Genomic DNA, 20,423 nt, shown 5'->3' with positions numbered 1-20,423 from the left:
CCGGTGCGCCGGGGCCTGCCCGTTGGGGATCCGCACGTGTCGCCCCACGACCCGACGCGCTTCCCGATCCGCTCATCGCCTCACCGGGCCGTTTCATCGGGGCCGGTCGCCGGCCGGGTTTGGCCGCCATCGGCACGCCGGTCCTGACCGGCCTGGCCGTCATCGGCACGCCGGCGTTGACCGGCCTGGCCGGCGTCGGCCGGTGGCGGCGCGAGAGCGTAGCCGTCCTCGCGGCGCACCACCAGGGCCAGCTCCTCCAGCATGGACAGCTTCCGCAGGACGGTGCGGACGGCGACGCCGGCCCGGGCCGCGAGGAGGTCCACCCCCATCGCGCCCCGGCGCGGCAGCACCTCGACGATCGACCTGGCGTCGTCGTCGAGCAGGTCGACGGGCCGCTGTGGGCCGCGCGGAACCGGTGCCAGCTCGCCGATCGGCCCGACCTCCTCCAGCACCTGTGCGACCCCGGTGACGAGCCGGGACCTCGGGTACTCGCGCAGCACCTCGTGCGCGCCCACCGACATCGCGGACGTGACCGGACCCGGCACCACCATGGCGGGCTTGCGCAGGGCGAGCGCCCGGTGCGTGGTCTGGGTCGCGCCGCTGCGCGCCGCCGCCTCCACCAGCACGGTGCCGAGGGTCCCCGCCGCGATCACCCGGTTGCGGATGAGGAACCGGGGCCGCAGCGGATCAGCCCCCGGCATCCATTCGCTGACCAGCAGCCCGGTGTCGGCGATCCGGTCGAACAGCGCCGCGTTGCCCATCGGGTAGGGGCGGTCCACGCCACAGGCGAGCACGGCGACGGTGACGCCGCCCGCGTTCAGCGCGCCCCGGTGGGCCGCCGCGTCGATGCCGTACGCGCCGCCGGAGACGACGGTCCAGTCCCGGTCGGCGAGGCCGTAGCCGAGCTCGGTGGCGACGTGCGTGCCGTAGCCGCTGGCGGCCCGGGCACCGACGACCGCGACCGAGCGGTCGAACGCCTCGGCGAGCGGCCACGAGCCGCGCACCCAGAAGCAGAGCGGCGGCGCGGTCTCGATGTCCACCCGGCGGTGCGCGTCGGGCAGTCGCAGATCCCGCAACTGCTCGACCCGGACGGGCCACTCGTCGTCGCCCGGCACGACGACGCGGGCGCCGAGCCGGTCGGCGCGGGCCAGCGCCTCGGTTGCGACCGCCCGTGCGTCGCCGGCGGCGGTACGCGCCGCGACCGTGGCCCGCAACGTCTTGTCCGGCGCGCCGCCGTCGAGCAGCAGGTCGAGTGTCCGCACCGGACCGAGGCGGTCGACCAGCCGGTACACCGACCGGGTGCCCGGCTCGGCGAGCCAGGTCAGCGCGACCCTGGCCAGGGTCTCCTCCGTGCTCATGTGCCGTCCCCCGTTCTGAGTTGAATGGCCTCCCCGACGTCGTCCCGGCCGGGCCGGTCCCGGCCGTCGAGGTCCGCGATCGTCCAGGCCAGGCGGACGACGCGGTCGAATCCCCGGGCGGAGAGCGACCCGGAGTCCAGCCGGGCCCGCAGCTCCGCCGTGTCGGGCCCCGGCAGTCGCCAGGGCGGTCGACGCAGGTACGGACCGGGTATCTCGGCGTTGAGCCGGCGGCCGAGGACGCCCCAGCGCGCGGCGGCGGCCTCCCGGGCGGCCGCCACCCGGCGGGCGACGGTGGCCGACGACTCGCTGTCGACGGTCGCCTCCAGCAACTCGGCGGCCCGGACGGGCGGCAGCGTCACCTGCACGTCGATCCGGTCCAGCAACGGGCCGGAGAGCCGGCTCAGGTAGCGCCGGCGGGCCTGCGGCGGGCACTCGCAGTAGGCGTCCCCGGCCGGCTTGGCGCACGGGCACGGGTTCGCCGCCAGCACCAGTTGGGTGCGGGCGGGGTATTCGGCGCCCCCACGGCTGCGGGCCAGCCGGACCCGGCCGTGCTCCAGCGGCTGGCGCAGCGCCTCCAGGGCGCCCCGGCTGAACTCGGGCGCCTCGTCGAGGAAGAGCACCCCCCGGTGGGCGAGCGAGATCGCGCCGGGACGGGCCAGCCCCGAGCCGCCGCCGACCAGCGACGGCACCGTCGCCGTGTGGTGCGGGGCCTGGAAGGGCGGGCGGCGCAGCAGCCGGCCGCCCGGCGGGAGCAGCCCGGCGATCGAGTGCAGGGCGGTCACCTCCAGCGCGGCCTCGTCGTCGAGCTCGGGCAGGATCGACGGAAGGCGTTCGGCGAGCATGGTCTTGCCGGCGCCCGGCGGCCCGAGCAGCGCCAGGTGGTGTCCGCCCGCCGCGGCCACCTCCAGCGCCCGCCGGCCCAGCCCCTGCCCGGCGACCTCCGCCAGGTCCGGCCCGCCGCCGGCCGGCGCCGCGCAGCTCGCCTCCGGCTCGATCAGGGGCGTGCCCTCCCGGACGAAGCTGACCAGCCGGTGCAGCGTGTCGACCGCCCGGACCCGGACCCCCGGGACGACCGCCGCCTCGGCGGCGTTGCCGGCCGGGACGATCACCCGCTCGACGCCGGCCCGGGCGGCCGCCGCGACCATCGGCAGCACGCCGCGCACCGGCCGGACCGTGCCGTCGAGGCCCAGCTCGCCCAGGACCACCACGCGGTCCAGCGGCAGCAGCGGCAGCTCGCCCGAGCCGCCCAGCAGGGCCGCCGCGATCGCCAGGTCGAACGCCGAACCGAACTTCGGGAGGTCCGCCGGCAGCAGGTTGAGCGTGATCCGCCGGTTGGGCCACCGTTGGCCCGAGTTGACCACCGCCGCGCGGACCCGGTCCCGGGCCTCGTGCAGCGCGGTGTCCGGCAGCCCCGAGATGACCACGGCCGGCAGCCCGGCAGCCAGGTCGGCCTCGACCTCCACCAGGTGCCCGGTCACGCCGACCAGGCCCACGCAGAGCACCTTCGCGTAGCTCACGCCGCCACCCGCCGACGGTCGGTGCCGACGACCCCGGCCGCGCCGGCTCCGCGTTCGGCGTCGGCGGCGGAAGACCCCGCCTCGCCGGCTCCGACGGCCCGTCCACCGCCGGTCGGCCCTCGCTCGACCCAGGCGTACGGCCGCCGCCCGTCGCGCCCGAAGGTCGGCTCGTTCCGCGCGCCCACCTCAGAACACGCCCTTGAGGTGCTCGACGTGGGCGGGCCCGGCGCCGGTGAGGCGCACCGAGACGACGTCGAAGCGCACCTCGTCGGCGGTGGTGCCGGTGTCGGCCAGCCACCGGGCGGCGAGCCCGCGCAGCCGGCGGGCCTTGGCCGGGACGACCGCCTCGGCCGGTGTGCCGAATCCGTCCGTGCTTCGGGTCTTCACCTCGCAGAAGGCGAGCACCGGCCCGTCCCAGGCGATGATGTCGATCTCTCCGGCCGGGCAGCGCCAGTTCCGGGCCACGGGACGCAGGCCCGCCCCGATCAGGTGCCGGACGGCGCACCGCTCGCCGTACGCGCCGACCGCCTGGTTCCGCTTCGTCATGCCCGGCACCCTGCACCGGGCGAGCCGCGCATCGCCGCCCCGCGTCGTCGCGCCTGTGGACGACGGACGGACTGTGGACGAGCGGACGATCTTGCCCGCGTTGTGCTATGCGAACCGGCGCGGACGTCGCCTGCCCGCCGCCCCCGGCGGACCCGCCGTGGAGCCCCGGCCGCTCGGTCGGGCCGGGTGTCCGAGGGGCGAATGGCGTCCGTGGAGATCGTCGCATACGGTGCCGGACGTGGACGGACGACGGAGCTTTGCCGAAGATCAGGAGTCGGGTTGGTATCCGGCTGACCGCGACCGTGGCTACGGGGAGCGGGACTGGCGAGGTGCGGCCGAGACCCGGTACCGGGACGACGACGTGAGCGCCCCCGACCAGCGGCGCGCCGCGGAGGACGACCGCTACGGCGACCCCGCCGGCGCCCGGCGCGGTGAGTCCGGTCGCTTCGGCGCGACGTCGGAGCCCGACTCGGGGCGCTTCGGCGCGCTCGACGCCGACCGGGGACGTTTCGGCGGCCCGGAGGACTCGGGTCGGTTCGCCGTGACCGAGCCGGACTCGGGTCGGTTCGCGGCGGTGGAGCCGGACTCGGGTCGGTTCGCCGTGACCGAGCCGGACTCGGGTCGGTTCGCGGCGGTGGAGCCGGACTCGGGTCGGTTCGCCGTCACCGAGCCGGACTCCGGCCGCTTCGCCGCGGCGGAGCCGGCGTCCGGGCGGTTCGGCGGCGGGGAGAGCGACTCGGGGCGGTTCGGCGCGGTGCCGCCGCTCGGGGACGACCGGTCGGAGACCGAGGGATACCGGGCAAGTCGCCTGCGCCGCCCGGAGGCGGACCCGGAGGCGTCGGGGGAGCTGCCCGCCGACCGGCCGGGGCGACGCGCGGCGCGGGAGGCGCGGGAGTCCCGGGACGCGGTCTCGACGTCGGCCGCCGACGCGCTGGGCGGGGCTGGCCCCGTCGAGCCGACCCGCCCGGCGCCGCTGGCCGGCTACCCGATCGTCGAACCCCAGCGGGCCGCGGAGGCCGCGCAGCCGCTGCAGATGCCGGTCGTCGAGCCGCGCCGCGCGGCAGAGGCGCCGAACCCGCTGGAGATGCCGACCGGGCCGATGCCGCCGGTCGCACCTCGCGGCGACCTCCTGCCGGGGGAGGCGCCGGCCTTCCCGCCGGTGGTGGCTCCGCTGGCGGGCCCGCCGGCGGGCGACGGGGTCTACCGGACGCGCCGGCCGGCGCTGGCCGTGCTGCTCGCCGCGCTGGTCGTGGTGTTCGAGGTGCCCGCGCTGCGGGTGCTGTTCAGCGGCGTGACCGGCGACCCGCTGTCGGCCGCCAACGTCGTGGCGGGCACCTTCCTGGTCTGCGGGCTGCCGATCTTCGCCATCGGCCTCTACGGGCTGCGCACCGGCGGGTTGTCGCTGGCGGACGGGAGCCGGGGCTGGCTGCGCCCGCCGACGGCCTACCTGACCGTGGGCCTGGTGCTCTTCGTCGCCGCAGCCCTCGCGGTCGGCTGACGGCGGCCGGCTGGCAGCGCCGGTTGGCCGCCGGCCAGCGGGTGCCGGCCAGCGGGGTGCCGGCCAGCGGGGTGCCGGCCAGCGGGTGCCGGAAATGGGCGTTCCGACCCGTTCCCGCCACCCGCGGCGTCGGCGGCGGTGAGGGGGCGTACACTGGTCGACTGGCGACCGCCTCGTGCGGTCGACCTCGCGCGCCCTCTCCACGAGTCGTCGTGGGGCGACGGCCTCCCTGGTCCCGATCCTCATCGGGCCCTTCATGGCCGGCGACCGGGCGCCAGGACGCCCGGCCGCCGGCCGGGCGGGACAACCAGGGACCGCAAGGAGTAATTCACCATGGCCGTCGTGACCATGCGTCAGCTGCTGGAGAGCGGTGTCCACTTCGGGCACCAGACCCGGCGCTGGAACCCGAAGATGAAGCGCTTCATCTTCACCGAGCGCAACGGTATCTACATCATCGACCTGCGCCAGACCCTCGACTACATCGAGAAGGCCTACGAGTTCGTGCGCGGGACCGTCGCCGAGGGTGGCAGCATCCTCTTCGTCGGCACCAAGAAGCAGGCCCAGGAGGCCATCGCCGAGCAGGCGACCCGGGTCGGCCAGCCGTACGTCAACCACCGCTGGCTCGGTGGCATGCTGACCAACTTCCAGACGGTCTACAAGCGGCTGCAGCGGATGAAGGAGCTGGAGGCCCTGGGTGACCTCAGCGGCACGGCCGCCGGGTACACCAAGAAGGAGACCCTGCAGCTCTCCCGCGAGAAGGTCAAGCTGACCCGCACCCTCGGTGGCCTGCGGGACATGCAGAAGCTCCCGGCCGCGATCTGGGTGGTCGACACCAAGAAGGAGCACATCGCCGTCGACGAGGCCCGCAAGCTGGGCATCCCGGTGATCGCGGTGCTCGACACCAACTGCGACCCGGACGAGGTCGACTTCCCGATCCCGGGCAACGACGACGCGATCCGCTCGGCGGAGCTGCTGACCAAGGTCGTGGCCGCCGCCGTCGCCGACGGCCTGATCGCCCGCTCCGGCCGTCGTCGGGGCACCGACGAGAAGCCCGAGCCGGGTGTGGCCTCGGACGAGCCGCTGGCCGAGTGGGAGCGCGAGCTGCTCGAGGAGCCGAAGAAGGCCGACGAGCAGGGACAGCCGGCCGAGCAGCCGGCCGAGCAGCCGGCGACCGCCGCCGCGGAGTGACCGCGCCGCCGCTTCCCCGCCGTCCGTTTCGGCGGACGGCGGGGAGCGGCAGGTACGCCGGGCACGTCGCGCCCGGATCCGGGTAACCGACACCAGGACCAACCCACCCGCAGTCTCAACACCGAAGAGAGAGCCATGTCCAACTTCACCGCCGCGGACGTCAAGAAGCTCCGCGACCTCACCGGCGCCGGCATGATGGACTGCAAGAAGGCGCTGACCGAGGCCGAGGGCGACTTCGACAAGGCCGTCGAGATCCTGCGCGTCAAGGGCGCCAAGGACGTCGGCAAGCGGGCCGGCCGCACGGCCGCCAACGGTCTGATCGCCCACTCGGGCCAGGCGCTGCTCGAGTTCAACTGCGAGACCGACTTCGTCGCCAAGACCGACGCCTTCATCGAGCTCGCCCAGCGGCTGGTCGAGCACGGCGAGCGCAGCGGCGTCAGCACCGCCGAGGAGCTGCTCGCCACCGAGATCGACGGCAAGACGGTCGCCGACCTGGTCCAGGAGCAGTCCGCCAAGATCGGCGAGAAGCTGGTCCTCAACCGGTTCGCCAAGCTCGACGGCACCACCGCCGTCTACCTGCACCGCAAGAGCCAGGACCTGCCCCCGGCGGTCGGCGTGCTGGTGCAGTACTCCGGCAAGACCGACGAGGCCGGCGACGCCGACGCGCGCGCCGTCGCGATGCAGATCGCCGCGATGCGGCCGAAGTACCTCACCCGTGACGAGGTGCCGGCCGACGTCGTCGAGTCCGAGCGGCGCATCGCCGAGCAGACCGCCCGCGAGGAGAACAAGCCCGAGGCGGCGCTGCCGAAGATCGTCGAGGGCCGGGTGAACGCCTTCTTCAAGGACTACGTCCTCGTCGAGCAGGCGTCGGTCGCCGACAACAAGAAGACGGTGAAGCAGCTGCTGGCCGAGGCCGGCATCGAGGTCACCCGCTTCGTGCGGTTCGAGGTCGGCCAGGCCTGAGCCGTCCCGGGGCGCGCTGGGCGCCCGCGGGCAGGGAACGTCGACGAGGAGGCCGCCGGTGTACGTGACAGGCACCGCGGCCTCCTTGTCACATAGGGTCGGCTACGGCAGTTTCGCGGTACGCGGCGTACGGGACGTGCGCATGGGGAAGGGCGGGGCGGATGACGCAGGTTGTGAGTGACCGGAGTCTGGCGGCGGACGATCCGACGGCGCCGCCCCCCGGCCGGGCCCGACGGGTGGTGCTGAAGCTCTCCGGCGAGGTGTTCGGCGGGGGCGCCATCGGCGTCGACCCCGACGTCGTGCAGGCCATCGCCCGGCAGATCGCCACCGTCGTACGCCGTGGGGTGCAGGTCTCGGTGGTGGTCGGCGGCGGCAACTTCTTCCGCGGCGCCGAGCTGCAGAAGCGCGGCATGGACCGGGCCCGGGCCGACTACATGGGCATGCTCGGCACCGTGATGAACTGCCTCGCGCTGCAGGACTTCCTGGAGAAGGAGGGCATCGAGACGCGCGTGCAGAGCGCGATCACGATGGCCCAGGTCGCCGAGCCCTACATCCCGCTGCGCGCCATCCGGCACCTCGAGAAGGGCCGCGTGGTGATCTTCGGCGCGGGCGCCGGCATGCCGTACTTCTCCACCGACACGGTGGCCGCCCAGCGCGCCCTGGAGATCCGCGCCGACGTGGTGCTGATGAGCAAGAACGGCGTGGACGGCGTCTACACCGCCGACCCGCGGGTCGACCCGTCCGCCAGCAAGTTCGACTCGATCACCTTCTCCGAGGTGCTGCGCCGCAACCTGCGGGTCGCGGACGCCGCCGCGTTCAGCCTGTGCATGGAGAACGGCCTGCCGATGCTGGTCTTCGGCGCGCAGGGCGACGACACCATCATCCGGGCCGTGGGTGGCGACAAGATCGGCACCCTGATCACCGCCTGAGCGGTCGAACTGATCCGCCCTCAGCGGTTCCTCCGACACGACAAGCCCACGACGAGCACAGAAGGAGGCGAGGAGACCGGTGATCGACGACACCCTCCTCGAGGCCGAGGAGAAGATGGAGCGTGCCATCGAGCACGCCAAGGAGGAGTTCGGCGCGATCCGCACCGGTCGCGCCAACGCCGCCATGTTCTCCAAGATCATCATCGACTACTACGGCAGCCCCACCCCGCTGCCGCAGATGGCGTCCATCGGCGTGCCCGAGCCGCGCATGGTGATCATCAAGCCGTACGACAACTCGCAGATCAACGCCATGGAGAAGGCGATCCGCGACTCCGACCTCGGCGCGAACCCGAACAACGAGGGCAACCAGCTGCGCATCCTGCTCCCGCAGATGACCGAGGAGCGCCGCCGCGACATGATCAAGGTCGCCCGGCACAAGGGTGAGGAGGCGAAGGTCGCCATCCGCAACATCCGCCGCAAGGGCAAGGAGGAGCTGGACCGCCTCGTCAAGGACGGCGAGGTCGGCGAGGACGACGGCCGGCGCGCGGAGAAGGAGCTCGACGACCTGACCCAGCGCTTCGTCGCCGCCGTCGACGAGCTGGTCAAGCACAAGGAGAACGAGCTCCTCGAGGTCTGACGCCGTACGCCGGGCGACCGGCGACGACGACACGTGGCACCGGCACCGCCGCCCGCACCCGGGCGGGGGTCCGGTGCCACCGTCGTTCGTGTCCGGCACCCGGCGACGCTCCGGCCCGCGCACGCCGTGGGCTCCGGCTCCTCGCTGCGAGCGGGCAGGCGGCCCGGCGGCCCGCTCGCCCGCCCACCTGGCGGCCCGCCTGCCCGCTCACCCGGCGGTCTGGTCATCCGCCTACCTGGCGGCCCGCCCAATCGCTCACCCGGCGGTCCGCTCATCCACCCACGTGGTGCCTGCCCGCTCACCCGGCGGCCCGCCTGCCCACCACCCGACGGGCACGGCCTCGGCGACCACGGTCCGACGTGGGGGAGCGGTGGGTGCAGTAGGCTCGGCACGATTCCCGGCCACCCTGCGGTGAACGGTGGGGATCGGGCCGGCCGTCGGGCGGGCCAACCGGACGGAACAGTCGCGCGGGTAGGGGAATGGTTGTGGTTGTGCGTCATGTGGTGGACCTCGTGCCGGGCCCCATCGGTGCGTGATGTCCCACCTCGACCCCTACGGCAGCGCCGAGCCCCGCGGCTGGGACCGCCCCGACGCCCCCGCCCCCGCCCCCGCCCTGCCCTGGCCGGAGCCGGAGATCGAGCCCGGCTCGTGGCACCGCCGGCCCGGCGGCGGGCCTGACGTGTACGCCGAGCCGCACGTCCGCCCCCGCCCGCAGGTCGACGCCCGTCCGGAGCCGACCGGGGCGGACCGCGTCCCGTACGACCGCCCGGCCGGGACGAACGGTCACCACCCGGACCCCTCCGACCACCCGACGACCCAGCTGGAACCGGTGCGGGACGTCGAGCCGGAGCCCGAGCCCGCGCGCCCCCCGGGCCGGCGGCAGCGCGGCCGACGCCGGGCCAGCGCCGACCGGCCCCCGACCCAGCAGCCCGCGCCGAGCCGGGCCGGGCGCAACCTGCCCGCCGCCGTCGCCGTCGGGGTGACCCTCGGTGCCCTGGTCGTGGTCCCGCTCTTCTTCTTCCGGCCCGCGTTCCTGCTGCTGGTGGCCGGCGCCGTGGCCGTCGGCAGCTGGGAGATGGCCCGCGCGGTACGCCGCAGCGGCGCCCACCCGCCGCTGGTGCCGCTGATCGCCGGCGGGGTGCTCACCGTCGGGCTGGCCTGGTTCGCCGGCCCCGACGCGCTCAGCCTCGGCCTGCTGGTCACCGTGCTGGGCACGATGGTCTGGCGGCTCGGCGACGGCCCGCGCGGCTTCCAGCGCGACCTGACCGCCGCCACCCTGATCGCCGTGTACGTGCCGTTCCTCGGCGGCTTCGCCGCGCTGCTGGCGGCGGTGCCGGAGGACGGCCACCTGCGGGTGCTGGTGACCCTGGTCGCGGTGGTGCTCTCCGACACCGGCGGGTACGCCGCCGGCGTCTCCTTCGGCAAGCACCCGATGGCCCCCTCGGTGAGCCCGAAGAAGTCCTGGGAGGGCTTCGCCGGCTCGGTCGTCGCCGCGGCCCTGGGCAGCGCCCTGCTGCTCTGGCTGCTCTTCGACGTGGCCCCGTGGTGGGGCGCGCTCTTCGGGGTGGCGGTCTCCTGCGCGGCGGTCCTCGGCGACCTCGCCGAATCGATGATCAAGCGGGATCTCGGCGTCAAGGACATGAGCAACCTGCTCCCGGGGCACGGCGGCCTCATGGACCGGCTCGACTCGATCCTCTTCGCGCTGCCGACCGCGTACCTGCTGCTGGCGGTCTTCGTGCCGGTGCTGGAGTGAGGCGTGAATCACCCGACGCCGGTGGGCCCGCCCGGGCGGTGGGGGGCGATTCGGCACCTCCGGACAGGTGCGTCGGCCGTCCGGCGTGACAGACTGGACTCGCCATGACGAGCCTGCCCCTGATCCCCGCAGACCCCGACGCCCCCGGGCGGCGGCCCGCGATGCCTCCCCGTCACCTCGCCGATCTCGACCTCGCCGGCCGCCGCGCGCTGGTCACCGAGCTGGGGGAGCCGGCGTTCCGCGCCAAGCAGGTCTCCACCCACTACTTCGGTCGCCTGGTGCGCGATCCGGCACAGATGACCGACCTGCCGGCCGCCACCCGCGAAAGGCTCGCCGACCGGCTCCTGCCGCGGCTGCTCACCCCGGTCCGTGAGCTGGCCTGCGACGACGGCGCGACCCGCAAGGCGCTCTGGCGGCTGCACGACGGCTCGCTGGTGGAGAGCGTGCTGATGGGCTATCCGGACCGGGTCACCGTCTGTATCTCCAGCCAGGCCGGCTGCGGCATGGCCTGCCCGTTCTGCGCCACCGGCCAGGCCGGCCTGACCCGCAACCTGTCCACCGCCGAGATCGTCGACCAGGCGGTCTACCTGGCCGGCGTGGCCGCCTCCGGCGCGGTGGCGGGGTCGCCGCCGCGCCTGTCGCACGTGGTCTTCATGGGCATGGGCGAGCCGCTGGCCAACTACTCCCGGGTGATCGCCGCGATCCGCCGGCTCGTCGCCCCGGCGCCCGAGGGGCTCGGGTTGTCGCAGCGTCACATCACCGTCTCCACGGTCGGCCTGGTGCCGGCCATCCGCCGACTGGCCAGCGAAGACCTCTCGGTGACCCTTGCGTTGTCGCTGCACGCGCCCGATGATGAGCTGCGCGACGAACTGGTGCCCGTCAACCAGCGCTGGAAGGTGTCCGAGGTGCTGGACGCGGCGTGGGACTACGCGGCACGGACGGGGCGGCGCGTGTCGATCGAGTACGCGATGATCAAGGACGTGAACGACCAGCCGTGGCGAGCCGACCTGCTCGGGCGGCTGCTGGCCGGGAAGCTGGCCCACGTGAACCTCATCCCGCTCAATCCGACTCCGGGCAGCCGCTGGGACGCCAGCCCGAAGCCGGTGGAGCGGGAGTTCGTCCGGCGGTTGCGCGAGGCCGGGGTGTCGACGACGGTGCGGGACACCCGGGGTCGCGAGATCGACGGAGCGTGTGGGCAGCTCGCCGCCGCCGTCGACAACAGGGACACCGACCGGGCCGGGGAGACCGCGTGACCGGGCGTGGCGAACGAGACCAGGAGACATAGTGGCGAGTCAGGGTCAGCGTTTCCGGCGTAAGGCGCTCCGCCGGGGATACAAGGTCGACGAGGTCGACGCCTTCCTGGACCGGGTCGAGGCTACGCTCGACGGCCGTCCGGTGGGTGCCCCCGTCGCCTCCCAGGAGGTCCACGACGTCGTCTTCCGGGTCCGCTTCAACGGCTACGACGAGTGGCAGGTCGACCTGCACCTCGACCGGGTCGAGCGGCAGCTGGCCGAGTTGGAGGAGCGCGGTGGCGTCGGCGGTCGCGACGGCGACCCCCGGATGGGCGACCGGCTCGGCCCGCCGGACCGGATGGGTCCGCCGGCGCGCGACGACCGCGGCATGTCTCCCGTGCCGCAGCCGATGCCGCCCCGGCCGATGCCCGCGCAGGCCGGCCCCCCGCCCGCCGACCGTTACGGCCGCTACGAGGAGCCGACCGGCGCCTTCGCCGGTGGCTACGACGGACCCCGCGGCGGCTACGAGCCACCGCGCGGCCCGGGCGGCCCCGGCGGTCCGGGCGCCCCGATGGGCCATGGCGGCCCGCCGCCGCGTGGCCTGCCCGCCGGCCCCGGCGCTTACGGTGACGGTCCGGGTGGTCCCGGTGGCTACGGTGACGGCCCTGGTGGGCCTGGTGGTTACGGCGACGGTCCCGGCCGGCCGGGCGGCTACGGCGACGGCCCGGGTCGCCCGGGTGGTTACGGTGACGGCCCGGGTGGTCCCGGTGGTTACGGTGACGGTCCTGGTGGGCCGGGTGGTTACGGCGACGGTCCCGGTCGCCCGGGTGGTTACGGTGACGGCCCTGGTGGGCCGGGTGGTTACGGCGACGGTCCCGGCGGGCCGGGCGGCTACGGCGACCCTCGGGGCGGCTACGGCGACGGCCCCGGCGGGTACGGCGACGAGCCGCGCTTCGACGGCTTCGAGGCGGGCCGGCGCGGCCGTGCCGACATGACGGCCGAGATCCGGATGTCCGAGCGGGAGCTGCGCGACATGCGCGGTCGGGGCCCGGCCGGTCCGCCGCCGCAGCAGGGCTTCGGCGGTCCGCCGCCGATGGCCGGTCCGCCGCCGATGGCCGGTCCGCCGGTAGGTGGCCCGCCGATGGCTGGTCCGCCGGTGGGTGGCCCGCCGGTGGGTGGCCCGCCGCCCACGGCCGGCCCGCCCATGGCCGGCCCGCCCGGCAGCGACCTCTACCGCGTCGACCAGATCCGGCGCAGCTTCCAGGTGCGCCGGTTCGGCAGCGGCTACGACCCCGACCAGGTCGACCGGCTCTTCGACAGCCTTCTCGGGGGCATGCAGGGGCGCAACCCGATGCCGGTGAACCCCAAGGAACTCGACTCGCTGCGCTTCCCGCTGGTGCCGGGCGGCTACTTCGAGGCCGAGGTCGACGCCGCGCTCAAGGACGTGCAGGACATCCTGTTCGGCCGCTGATCCGCGTACGACGAGGGCCCGCTCCCCGGTCGGGGGCGGGCCCTTGCGCGTGTCACCTCCGGCGCGCGCGACGCCGGCCGACGGGGTGCGGTCAGGACCGCAGGCCGTTGCGCCGCAGCACGACGTCGCCGATGACGATGACCAGCAGCAGCACGGCCAGGCCGACCAGCCAGATGTCCTCGACCCTGCCCTCGTGGTTGCCGCAGAGCATCGCCAGCAGCGCCAGCGCGGTGACCACCGCGCCGATCCGCCCGGACTTACGGTGCCCCGGCTTGTGCTGGTCTGGCGACGTTACCGGCTCGCTTCCTGCCACTGTCGGTCCTTCCCTCGCGATCGGATCTCCGGTTAGTCTGGCACGCCCCGTGCCAGGCCCGGCGGTGGGTCCGGCCGGACGAGGCGGAACGCACGATCCCGCGCCGACGGCCGGGCGGGCGCCGGCAGGGCGTACGAGGCGAGGGGCGCGGGTCCAAGGTCCCGGGCACGCCGGGCCGGGCGGCACTACCGGCGTCGCGGGGCGGTCGCCAGACTCCCTCCGGTAGCGTTTCGGACGTACACCTTTTGTTTGTCTTCGAGGGGGAACTGCGGTGCGAGTGACCGGTACGGGACACGCCAGCATGCGGATCGACACGGCCGCGGGCAGCATCCTGTGCGACCCGTGGGTCAACCCGGCCTATTTCGCGTCGTGGTTCCCGTTCCCTGACAACTCCCTGCTCGACTGGGAGACCCTCGGCGACGTCGACTACCTCTACGTCTCCCACCTGCACCGGGACCACTTCGACGCCGCGCACCTGAAGCGCTTCGTGTCGAAGTCCGCGACCGTGCTGCTGCCCGCGTTCCCCACCTCGGAGATGGAGGACGAGCTGCGGGAGCTGGGCTTCACGAAGTTCCTGAAGGCGCCGAACGAGCAGGTCGTCGAGCTGGACGGTGGCCTGAAGGTCATGATCCAGGCGCTGACCAGCCCGACCGACGGCCCGATCGGCGACTCGTCGCTGTGGGTGGAGTACGACGGGGTCCGGCTGCTCAACCAGAACGACGCCCGCCCCACCGACCTGAGCCTCTTCGCCGAGCTGGGCCACGTGCACGCGCACATGCTCCAGTTCTCCGGCGCGATCTGGTACCCGATGGTCTACGAGCTGCCGCAGGCGGCGAAGACGGCGTTCGGCAAGCAGAAGCGGGACCGGCAGTTCGACCGCACCTGGCGCTACATCGACGACCTCAAGGCCGACCACGTCTTCCCCATCGCCGGCCCGCCCTGCTTCCTCGACGACGAGCTGTGGCAGTTCAACGACATCCACGGCGACGAGGGCAACATCTTCCCCGACCAGTCGGTCTTCCTGTCGGAGTACGCGAAGGTCGGCGGCACCAACGGTGTCGTGCTGCTCCCGGGCAGCGTCGCCGAGATCACCACCGAGACGTGCGAGACCACCCACCCGGTGCCGGTCGAGGAGTTCTTCGCGAACAAGGTCGCGCACCTGGAGGAGATGCGGGAGCGCAAGCGGCCCGTCATCGAGGCGGAGAAGGCGTCCTGGCGGCACCCCGAGGTCGACGTGCTCAAGGAGATGCAGCGCCGGATCGAGCCGCTGCTGGAGGAGTCGATCTACCTGGCCAAGGGGGTCGGCGGCCCGGTCCGCTTCGACCTGGTGGGCACCGACAGCTCGGGCGGCGAGACCGTCGAATCCATCGTGGTGGACTTCCCGGGCAAGCAGGTCCGACCGTACGCCGACGAGAAGGTGCGCTACCGGTTCCGCACCGAGCGGGCGCTGATCGAGCACCTGCTGCACATCGGCGAGGTGGACTGGGTCAACTCCCTCTTCCTCTCCTGCCGCTTCTCCGCCGCCCGGATCGGCCAGTACAACGAGTTCGTCTACGCCTTCTTCAAGTGCCTCTCCACCGAGCGGCTCCAGTACGCGGAGGGCTGGTACGACGAGCACGAGCGGACCAGCGACGCCGAGGACATCACCCTGGGCGACTGGGTGGTGCAGCGGCGCTGCCCGCACCTGAAGGCCGACCTGACCCGCTTCGGCATCGTCGACGGCGACCAGCTCACCTGCCAGCTGCACGGCTGGCGGTTCGACCTCGCGAGCGGCCGCTGCCTCACCAGCGTCGGCCACAAGATCCGCGCCCACCGCGTCGACGCCGACACCCCCGCCCCCGCCGGCGACGCCGCCAGCTAACCCCGCCCCGCCCGCTTCACTCCCCTCCCCGCCCCGTCCCCATCCTCGCGATCTTGCACATTCTGCCCTCGCAAAAGCGGCACAAGCCGCAAAAGAAGGGCCGAAAGTGCAAGATCGCGGGCGCGAGGGGCGCGAGGGGCGCGAGGGGCGCGAGGGGCGCGAGGGGCGCGAGGGGCGTGAAGGGCGTGAAGGGGCGTGAAGGGGGTCAGGGGGTGAGGTCGGTGAGGATGCGGCGGGCGGCGTTGTGGCCGGCGGCGCCGATGACACTGCCGGCGGGGTGGCAGCCGGCGCTGCCGGCGTAGACGCCGTCGATGCCGGTCGCGTACGGCATCCGGTCGGTGAACGAGACGGTGTTGTCGACGTGGTGGATGTGCCCGCCGGTGATGCCGAAGTGCGCCTCGATGCCGGGCGGCGGCAGTGCCACGGCGTCGGCGATCAGGTCGCCGGTGCCCGGGGCGTACCGCTCGCAGATCGCGACCAGCCGCTCGACGTAGCCGGGCAGCACCGCGTCCCACGTGGTGCCGGCCGGCTCGTAGGGGACCGACTGGACGAAGAGCGCCGAGGAGTGGTGGCCCCGACCGTCGGAGAGTGACGGGTCGACGGTGGTGTGCAGGTACCACTCGATGGTCGGCTCCTCGGGCAGCCGCCCCGCCCGGACGTCGGCCCACATCGCGCGCAGCGCCGCCATCGGCGACTCGCCGCCGGAGCCGATCAGGGATTCCGAGCCGGGCAGCAGGTGGATGGTCGAGCCGAACGGGCTCGGCGCGTCGGCCGGCAGGCAGGCGAAGCGGGGCAGCCCGGTCAGCGCCAGGTTGAGCTTGAGGGTGGTGCCGGGCCGGCGGACCGCCGCCATCCGCTCGGCCAGCGGCGCCGGGAGCGCGCCGTCGGGCAGCAGGTCCATCAGGCGGTACGGGTCGCACGCGCCGAGGACCACCCGGGCGGCCACCTCCCGCCCGTCGGCGAGGACCACGCCGCTGGCCGCGCCGCCGGCCAAAGTGATCGCGTGTACCGGCGTGCCGGTGCGGATCGTCGCGCCCGCGGCCCGGGCCGCCTCGGCGAAGGTGCGCGCCACCGTGCCCATCCCGCCCTCGGCGATCATCCAGGTGCCGTCCGAGCCGGGGAGCCGGCACATGTTGTGGACGAGGAAGTTGTGGCCGGTGCCCGGGTCGTCGGGCCCGGCGTTGAGCCCGGAGAGGCCGTCGGTGACCGCGTACATGCTGACCAGCAGCTCCGAGCGGAAGTCGAAGCGGGCGAGGTGGTCGGCGACCGAGCCGCGGACCAGGTCGACGAGGACCTGCCGAAGTGCCGGCCGGACGTACCGTTCGGCGGTCTCCTCGACCGGCAGCGGCTCGGCCAGCCAGGCCGGCGCGAGGTCGGCGCGCAGCGCGGCCAGCTCGGCCTGGAGGGCGTCGTCGGCGGCCACGTCGGCGGGGGAGAAGAACTCCGCGAGCTGCGCCCGGGTGGCGGCGGTGTCGCTGCCGAACAGCAGGTACGGCGAGCCCTCCGGGCCGGGGGTGGGCAGGAAGTAGTGCGGGTCGCGGCGCAGCACCGGGATGCGCACGTCGAGCGTGGCGAGCAGCTCCGGCGGCATCAGCCCGAGCAGGTAGGAGCCGGTGGAGTGGCGCAGCCCGGGCACCTTCGGGAAGGGGTGCTCGGTGCGGGTGGCGCCGCCGATCACCTCGGCGGCCTCCAGCACCAGCACGTCGAGCCCGGCGCGGGCGAGCAGGATCGCGGACACCAGACCGTTGTGCCCGGACCCGACGATCACCACGTCGGCCCGGGTCGGCAGCTCGTCACCCATGCCGGGGGAGCCTAGCGCCGGCGACGCCGTCGGTCAGCCCCTTCGCGGCAGGCCGGGCGGGACGCCCCGCCGGGCCGTCCCGCCTCCGGTGGCTTGCTGGGCGCTGCGCCGCCGCCGGACACCGGGCCGGGCCGCTCCGCCGCCGGTGGCTGGCCGGGCCGCTCCGCCTCCGGTGGCTTGCTGGGCGCTGCGCCGCCGCCGGACGCCGGGCTGGGCCGCTTCGCCGCCGGACGCCGGGCCGGGCCGCTTCGCCGCCGGTGGCTAGCTGGGCGCCGCGCCGGTTCGCCGTCCTGGCCGGGCGGACGCCGCGCCGGGCTGTTCGCCGCGCAGGGCGGCGGCGAACGTCGCCAGCTCCAGCTCGAACAGCGGCTCGGCCTCGGTGACGGCCCAGGAGAGCTGGCCGAAGACCTCCATGGCGACCAGCCCGTAGAGCCGGGTCCAGCCGGAGAGGAAGGCGTACGCGACCTCGATGGGCACGTCGCCGTGGCTCAGCCGCAGCGGCTCCAGGCGCCCGCCCAGGCGCTCCCGGAGCAGCTCGGGGGGCGGGGTGGGGAAGGGGGACCGGTGCCAGAGGTCGATGATCGGCTGCACGAAGACCGCCCCGAACCGGGCGCCTGGGTGGTCGGGGTCGGCGCAGTCGTCGACGAAGGCGTCCAGCCCGGGGGCGCGGGCGCCGAAGATCAGCCCGAACTCGGCGGGATGGGTCACCGACCAGGCGCGGAACGCGCGGCTCATGGCCAGCAGCCGGTCGACCGGCTCCGCTCCGGCGTCGTCCCGGGCCGCCTCCAGCCGCGCCCGCAGCTCGTCGTAGAGGTCGCCGGCGAGGGCCGCGACCAGCGCTTCCAGGCTGGGGAAGTAGCGGTAGATGGCGGGTGCCGTCATGCCCATGTCCCGGGCGATGGCCCGCAGCGAGATCGCCTCGATCCCGCCGGTCACCAGCAGCCGTCGTGCCCCGTCCTTGATCTCGGTGACGGTCGCCGAGCGCAGGCGTTCGCGTCGGGACGGTGCGGTCATGCGGCCAACCCCCTTGACCGAAGCAAACGCCGTTGCCATAGTTAACGGCGTTCACTCGAATGAGCGATGGTTACAGCTTAGCCGTCGGCGGAGGGGGAGGCGAATGTTCGCCTGGTGGGGACAAGCGGTGGTGCGACTGCGCTGGGCGGTGCTGGCCGCCGCCCTGGTGGTGGTCGCGGTCGGCTCGACCTGGGGGGCCGGGGTCTTCGGGCAGCTCACCGGGGGCGGCTACGACGACCCCGCGAGCGAGTCGAGCCGCGCCGCCGAGCGGATCACCGCCGAGCTGGGGCCGCAGGGCGCCGACCTGATCGTGCTCTGGAGCAGCGACGGGGCCACCGTCGAGCAGCCCGCCTTCCGCGACCCGGTCGCGGCCACCGTCGCCGGGCTGCGCGCCCGCCCCGAGGTCACCAGCGTCACCACCTGGTACGACACGCCGGTGCCCGCGCTGCTGTCGACCGACCGCCGGGCCACGTACGCGCTGGTCCAGCTCCGGGCCGGCGACGAGGACGGCAAGACCGCCGCGTACGACGACCTGCGGCCGGCCCTCGCGACGCCCGGCGTGCGGACCGAGGTCGGCGGCACGGTGGCGTTCCTGCACGAGGCGAACCGCCAGACCACCGAGGACATCACCCGGGCGGAGCTGCTCTCCATGCCGGTGCTGCTGGTGCTGCTCGTGCTGATCTTCGGCGGGCTGGTGGCCGCGTCCACGCCGCTGCTGATCGGCGGGCTGGCCATCCTCGGCGCGTTCGTCGCCGTCCGGCTGGTCAACCTGGTCACCGACGTGTCGATCTTCGCCATCAACGTCATCACCCTGATCGGCCTGGGCATGGCGGTCGACTACGCCCTCTTCGTGGTCAGCCGGTTCCGCGAGGAGCTGGCCGCCGGCCACGACACGCCCGCCGCCGTCCGCCGCACCATGGCCACCGCGGGGCGTACGGTGCTGGTCTCCGGGCTCACCATCGCGCTCGCCATGGCCAGCCTGCTCATCTTCCCGCAGGCGTTCCTGCGGTCGATGGGGCTCGGCGGGATGGCCGCCGTCCTGGTCGCCATGCTGGCCGCGCTGACCGTGCTGCCGGCCCTGCTGGCGGTGCTCGGCCACCGGATCAACGCGCTGCGCGTACCGCTGCCGTGGCGGCGTGGGGCGCGGGGCGGGCGGCCGGCGGCGCGGGAGGCGGGCGGCGCCTGGGCCCGGATCGCGCGCAGCGTGATGCGCCGTCCGGTGCGCTACCTGGTCGGGGTGACCCTGCTGCTCCTGCTGCTCGCGGCGCCGTTCCTGCGGATCACCTTCGGCGGCTTCGACGAGCGGGTGCTGCCCGGGGACGCCGCGCCCCGGGTCGTCTCCGAGCGGATCGCCGCGGAGTTTCCCGGCGGCACGGTCGCGCCGATCGACGTGCTGGTGTCCGGGGCCTCCCCGGAGCAGGTGCGGCCGTTCGCCGACCGGGTGGCCGCCGTGCCCGGCGTGACCGGCGTGACGGTGGCGGCCAGCCGGGGCGCGTCGACGCTGCTGTCGGTGACCTACCCGGGCGAGCCGACCGGCGACGTGGCGCAGGACGTGGTCCGGGCGCTGCGCGACCTGCCCGCGCCGGGCGGCGCGGAGGTGCTCGTCGGGGGCCGCCCCGGCGCCGACCGGGACCTGCTGGACAGCCTCGGCGGCCGGCTGCCCTGGATGGCCCTGCTGATGGCCGCCGCGACCCTGGTGTTGCTCTTCCTCGCCTTCGGCTCCGTGGTGCTGCCGGTCAAGGCCGTGCTCATGAACCTGGTGTCGATCGGCGCCTCGTTCGGCGTGGTGGTCTGGATCTTCCAGGACGGCCACCTGGCCGACCTGCTCGGCTTCACCCCGACCGGGTTCATCGAGCCCAGCAACCCGATCCTCATGCTCGCGGTGCTCTTCGGGCTAGCGACCGACTACGAGGTGTTCCTGCTCTCCCGGGTGCGCGAGGAGTGGGACCGGACGGGGGACAACACCGCCTCGGTGGCCGCCGGGCTCCAGCACACCGGCCGCATCATCACCGCCGCGGCGCTGCTGCTGATCGTCGTGGTGGCCGGCTTCGCCACGGGCGGGATGGCGTACGTCAAGCTCATCGGCATCGGCATGATCGTGGCGATCGTGGTCGACGCCACGCTGGTCCGGGCGCTGCTGGTGCCGGCCACCATGCGGCTGCTGGGCCGGTGGAACTGGTGGGCCCCCGGCCCGCTCGGCCGGTTCCACCGCCGGTACGGCATCCGGGAGGCCGCCGAGCCCGAGCCCGCCGGGCGTCACCCCACGTTCACTAGATAGAGACTTCCATCGATGCCCTGTCGGCCCTACCGTCGACGGGGCATCGACCATCTTCCGGGAGGTC

At 74.3% G+C, this 20,423-nt stretch carries 16 protein-coding genes; 10 read left to right on the top strand and 6 right to left on the bottom strand.

All coding sequences use genetic code 11. The features are described 5' to 3' along the window. Positions 1–80: 80 nt before the first annotated feature. From ACWENR_RS01465 to ACWENR_RS01455, 3 genes are all read right to left on the bottom strand, one after another. Positions 81–1,358 carry a DNA-processing protein DprA gene (locus tag ACWENR_RS01465; RefSeq protein WP_452275116.1) on the bottom strand — a complete coding sequence of 426 codons (1,278 nt, stop codon included), beginning with the start codon at positions 1,356–1,358 and terminating at the stop codon, positions 81–83. Further along, on the bottom strand, positions 1,355–2,875 hold the full coding sequence (locus tag ACWENR_RS01460) for a YifB family Mg chelatase-like AAA ATPase (RefSeq protein ID WP_452275115.1): 1,521 nt from the start codon (positions 2,873–2,875) through the stop codon (positions 1,355–1,357). The genes ACWENR_RS01465 and ACWENR_RS01460 overlap by 4 nt, the downstream gene beginning before the upstream one ends. Positions 2,876–3,061: 186 nt before the next feature. Then, positions 3,062–3,421 (bottom strand): YraN family protein, encoded by a 360-nt coding sequence (locus ACWENR_RS01455; protein WP_452275114.1) that lies wholly within the window; start codon positions 3,419–3,421, stop codon positions 3,062–3,064. Between the two features lie 238 nt (positions 3,422–3,659). Here ACWENR_RS01455 and ACWENR_RS01450 point away from each other — a divergent pair, with 238 nt between their 5' ends. The 8 genes from ACWENR_RS01450 (at position 3,660) to ACWENR_RS01415 (ending at position 13,092) form a co-directional block, all read left to right on the top strand. Continuing rightward, positions 3,660–4,919, top strand: coding sequence for a hypothetical protein (locus ACWENR_RS01450; protein ID WP_452275113.1), 1,260 nt, complete (start codon positions 3,660–3,662; stop codon positions 4,917–4,919). A 333-nt stretch (positions 4,920–5,252) separates the two neighbouring features. Then, complete coding sequence (rpsB, locus tag ACWENR_RS01445; RefSeq protein ID WP_452275112.1) at positions 5,253–6,107, top strand: 30S ribosomal protein S2; 855 nt, start codon at positions 5,253–5,255, stop codon at positions 6,105–6,107. Positions 6,108–6,242: 135 nt separating this feature from the next. Next, complete coding sequence (tsf, locus tag ACWENR_RS01440) at positions 6,243–7,070, top strand: translation elongation factor Ts (protein WP_452275111.1); 828 nt, start codon at positions 6,243–6,245, stop codon at positions 7,068–7,070. A gap of 161 nt (positions 7,071–7,231) precedes the next feature. Next, positions 7,232–7,999, top strand: a complete 768-nt coding sequence (gene pyrH / locus ACWENR_RS01435; RefSeq protein WP_452275110.1) for a UMP kinase — start codon at positions 7,232–7,234, stop codon at positions 7,997–7,999. A 79-nt stretch (positions 8,000–8,078) separates the two neighbouring features. After that, entirely contained in the window at positions 8,079–8,636 is a 558-nt protein-coding gene (gene frr, locus ACWENR_RS01430; RefSeq protein WP_452275109.1) for a ribosome recycling factor, read from the top strand. A 535-nt stretch (positions 8,637–9,171) separates the two neighbouring features. Beyond that, positions 9,172–10,389, top strand: a complete 1,218-nt coding sequence (locus ACWENR_RS01425; RefSeq protein WP_452275145.1) for a phosphatidate cytidylyltransferase — start codon at positions 9,172–9,174, stop codon at positions 10,387–10,389. Between the two features lie 104 nt (positions 10,390–10,493). Next, positions 10,494–11,642, top strand: a complete 1,149-nt coding sequence (gene rlmN / locus ACWENR_RS01420) for a 23S rRNA (adenine(2503)-C(2))-methyltransferase RlmN (RefSeq protein WP_452275108.1) — start codon at positions 10,494–10,496, stop codon at positions 11,640–11,642. A 31-nt stretch (positions 11,643–11,673) separates the two neighbouring features. After that, on the top strand, positions 11,674–13,092 hold the full coding sequence (locus tag ACWENR_RS01415) for a DivIVA domain-containing protein (RefSeq protein ID WP_452275107.1): 1,419 nt from the start codon (positions 11,674–11,676) through the stop codon (positions 13,090–13,092). Positions 13,093–13,183: 91 nt separating this feature from the next. On the opposite strand, the gene ACWENR_RS01410 is transcribed toward ACWENR_RS01415, so the two are convergent. Further along, a complete protein-coding gene (locus ACWENR_RS01410) occupies positions 13,184–13,405 on the bottom strand; it encodes a DUF2631 domain-containing protein (protein WP_452275106.1) in 222 nt (73 codons plus the stop codon). A 271-nt stretch (positions 13,406–13,676) separates the two neighbouring features. On the opposite strand from ACWENR_RS01410, the gene ACWENR_RS01405 reads away from it, so the two are divergent. After that, positions 13,677–15,266 carry a Rieske 2Fe-2S domain-containing protein gene (locus tag ACWENR_RS01405; protein ID WP_452275105.1) on the top strand — a complete coding sequence of 530 codons (1,590 nt, stop codon included), beginning with the start codon at positions 13,677–13,679 and terminating at the stop codon, positions 15,264–15,266. 205 nt (positions 15,267–15,471) lie between these two features. On the opposite strand, the gene ACWENR_RS01400 is transcribed toward ACWENR_RS01405, so the two are convergent. Both ACWENR_RS01400 and ACWENR_RS01395 read right to left on the bottom strand, forming a co-directional pair. Further along, a complete protein-coding gene (locus tag ACWENR_RS01400) occupies positions 15,472–17,067 on the bottom strand; it encodes a phytoene desaturase family protein (protein ID WP_452275104.1) in 1,596 nt (531 codons plus the stop codon). A gap of 261 nt (positions 17,068–17,328) precedes the next feature. Then, positions 17,329–18,081: a TetR/AcrR family transcriptional regulator gene (locus ACWENR_RS01395; RefSeq protein WP_452275103.1), complete on the bottom strand. Its 753-nt coding sequence runs from the start codon at positions 18,079–18,081 to the stop codon at positions 17,329–17,331. Positions 18,082–18,208: 127 nt separating this feature from the next. Between ACWENR_RS01395 and ACWENR_RS01390 the strand changes: the two genes are divergently transcribed. Continuing rightward, positions 18,209–20,359: an MMPL family transporter gene (locus ACWENR_RS01390; protein ID WP_452275102.1), complete on the top strand. Its 2,151-nt coding sequence runs from the start codon at positions 18,209–18,211 to the stop codon at positions 20,357–20,359. Positions 20,360–20,423 lie beyond the last annotated feature (64 nt).

This window comes from Micromonospora sp. NPDC004336, from assembly GCF_053602615.1.
Note: the sequence above shows the minus strand (reverse complement) of the source record. Positions and strands in the feature narration are given on the sequence as shown.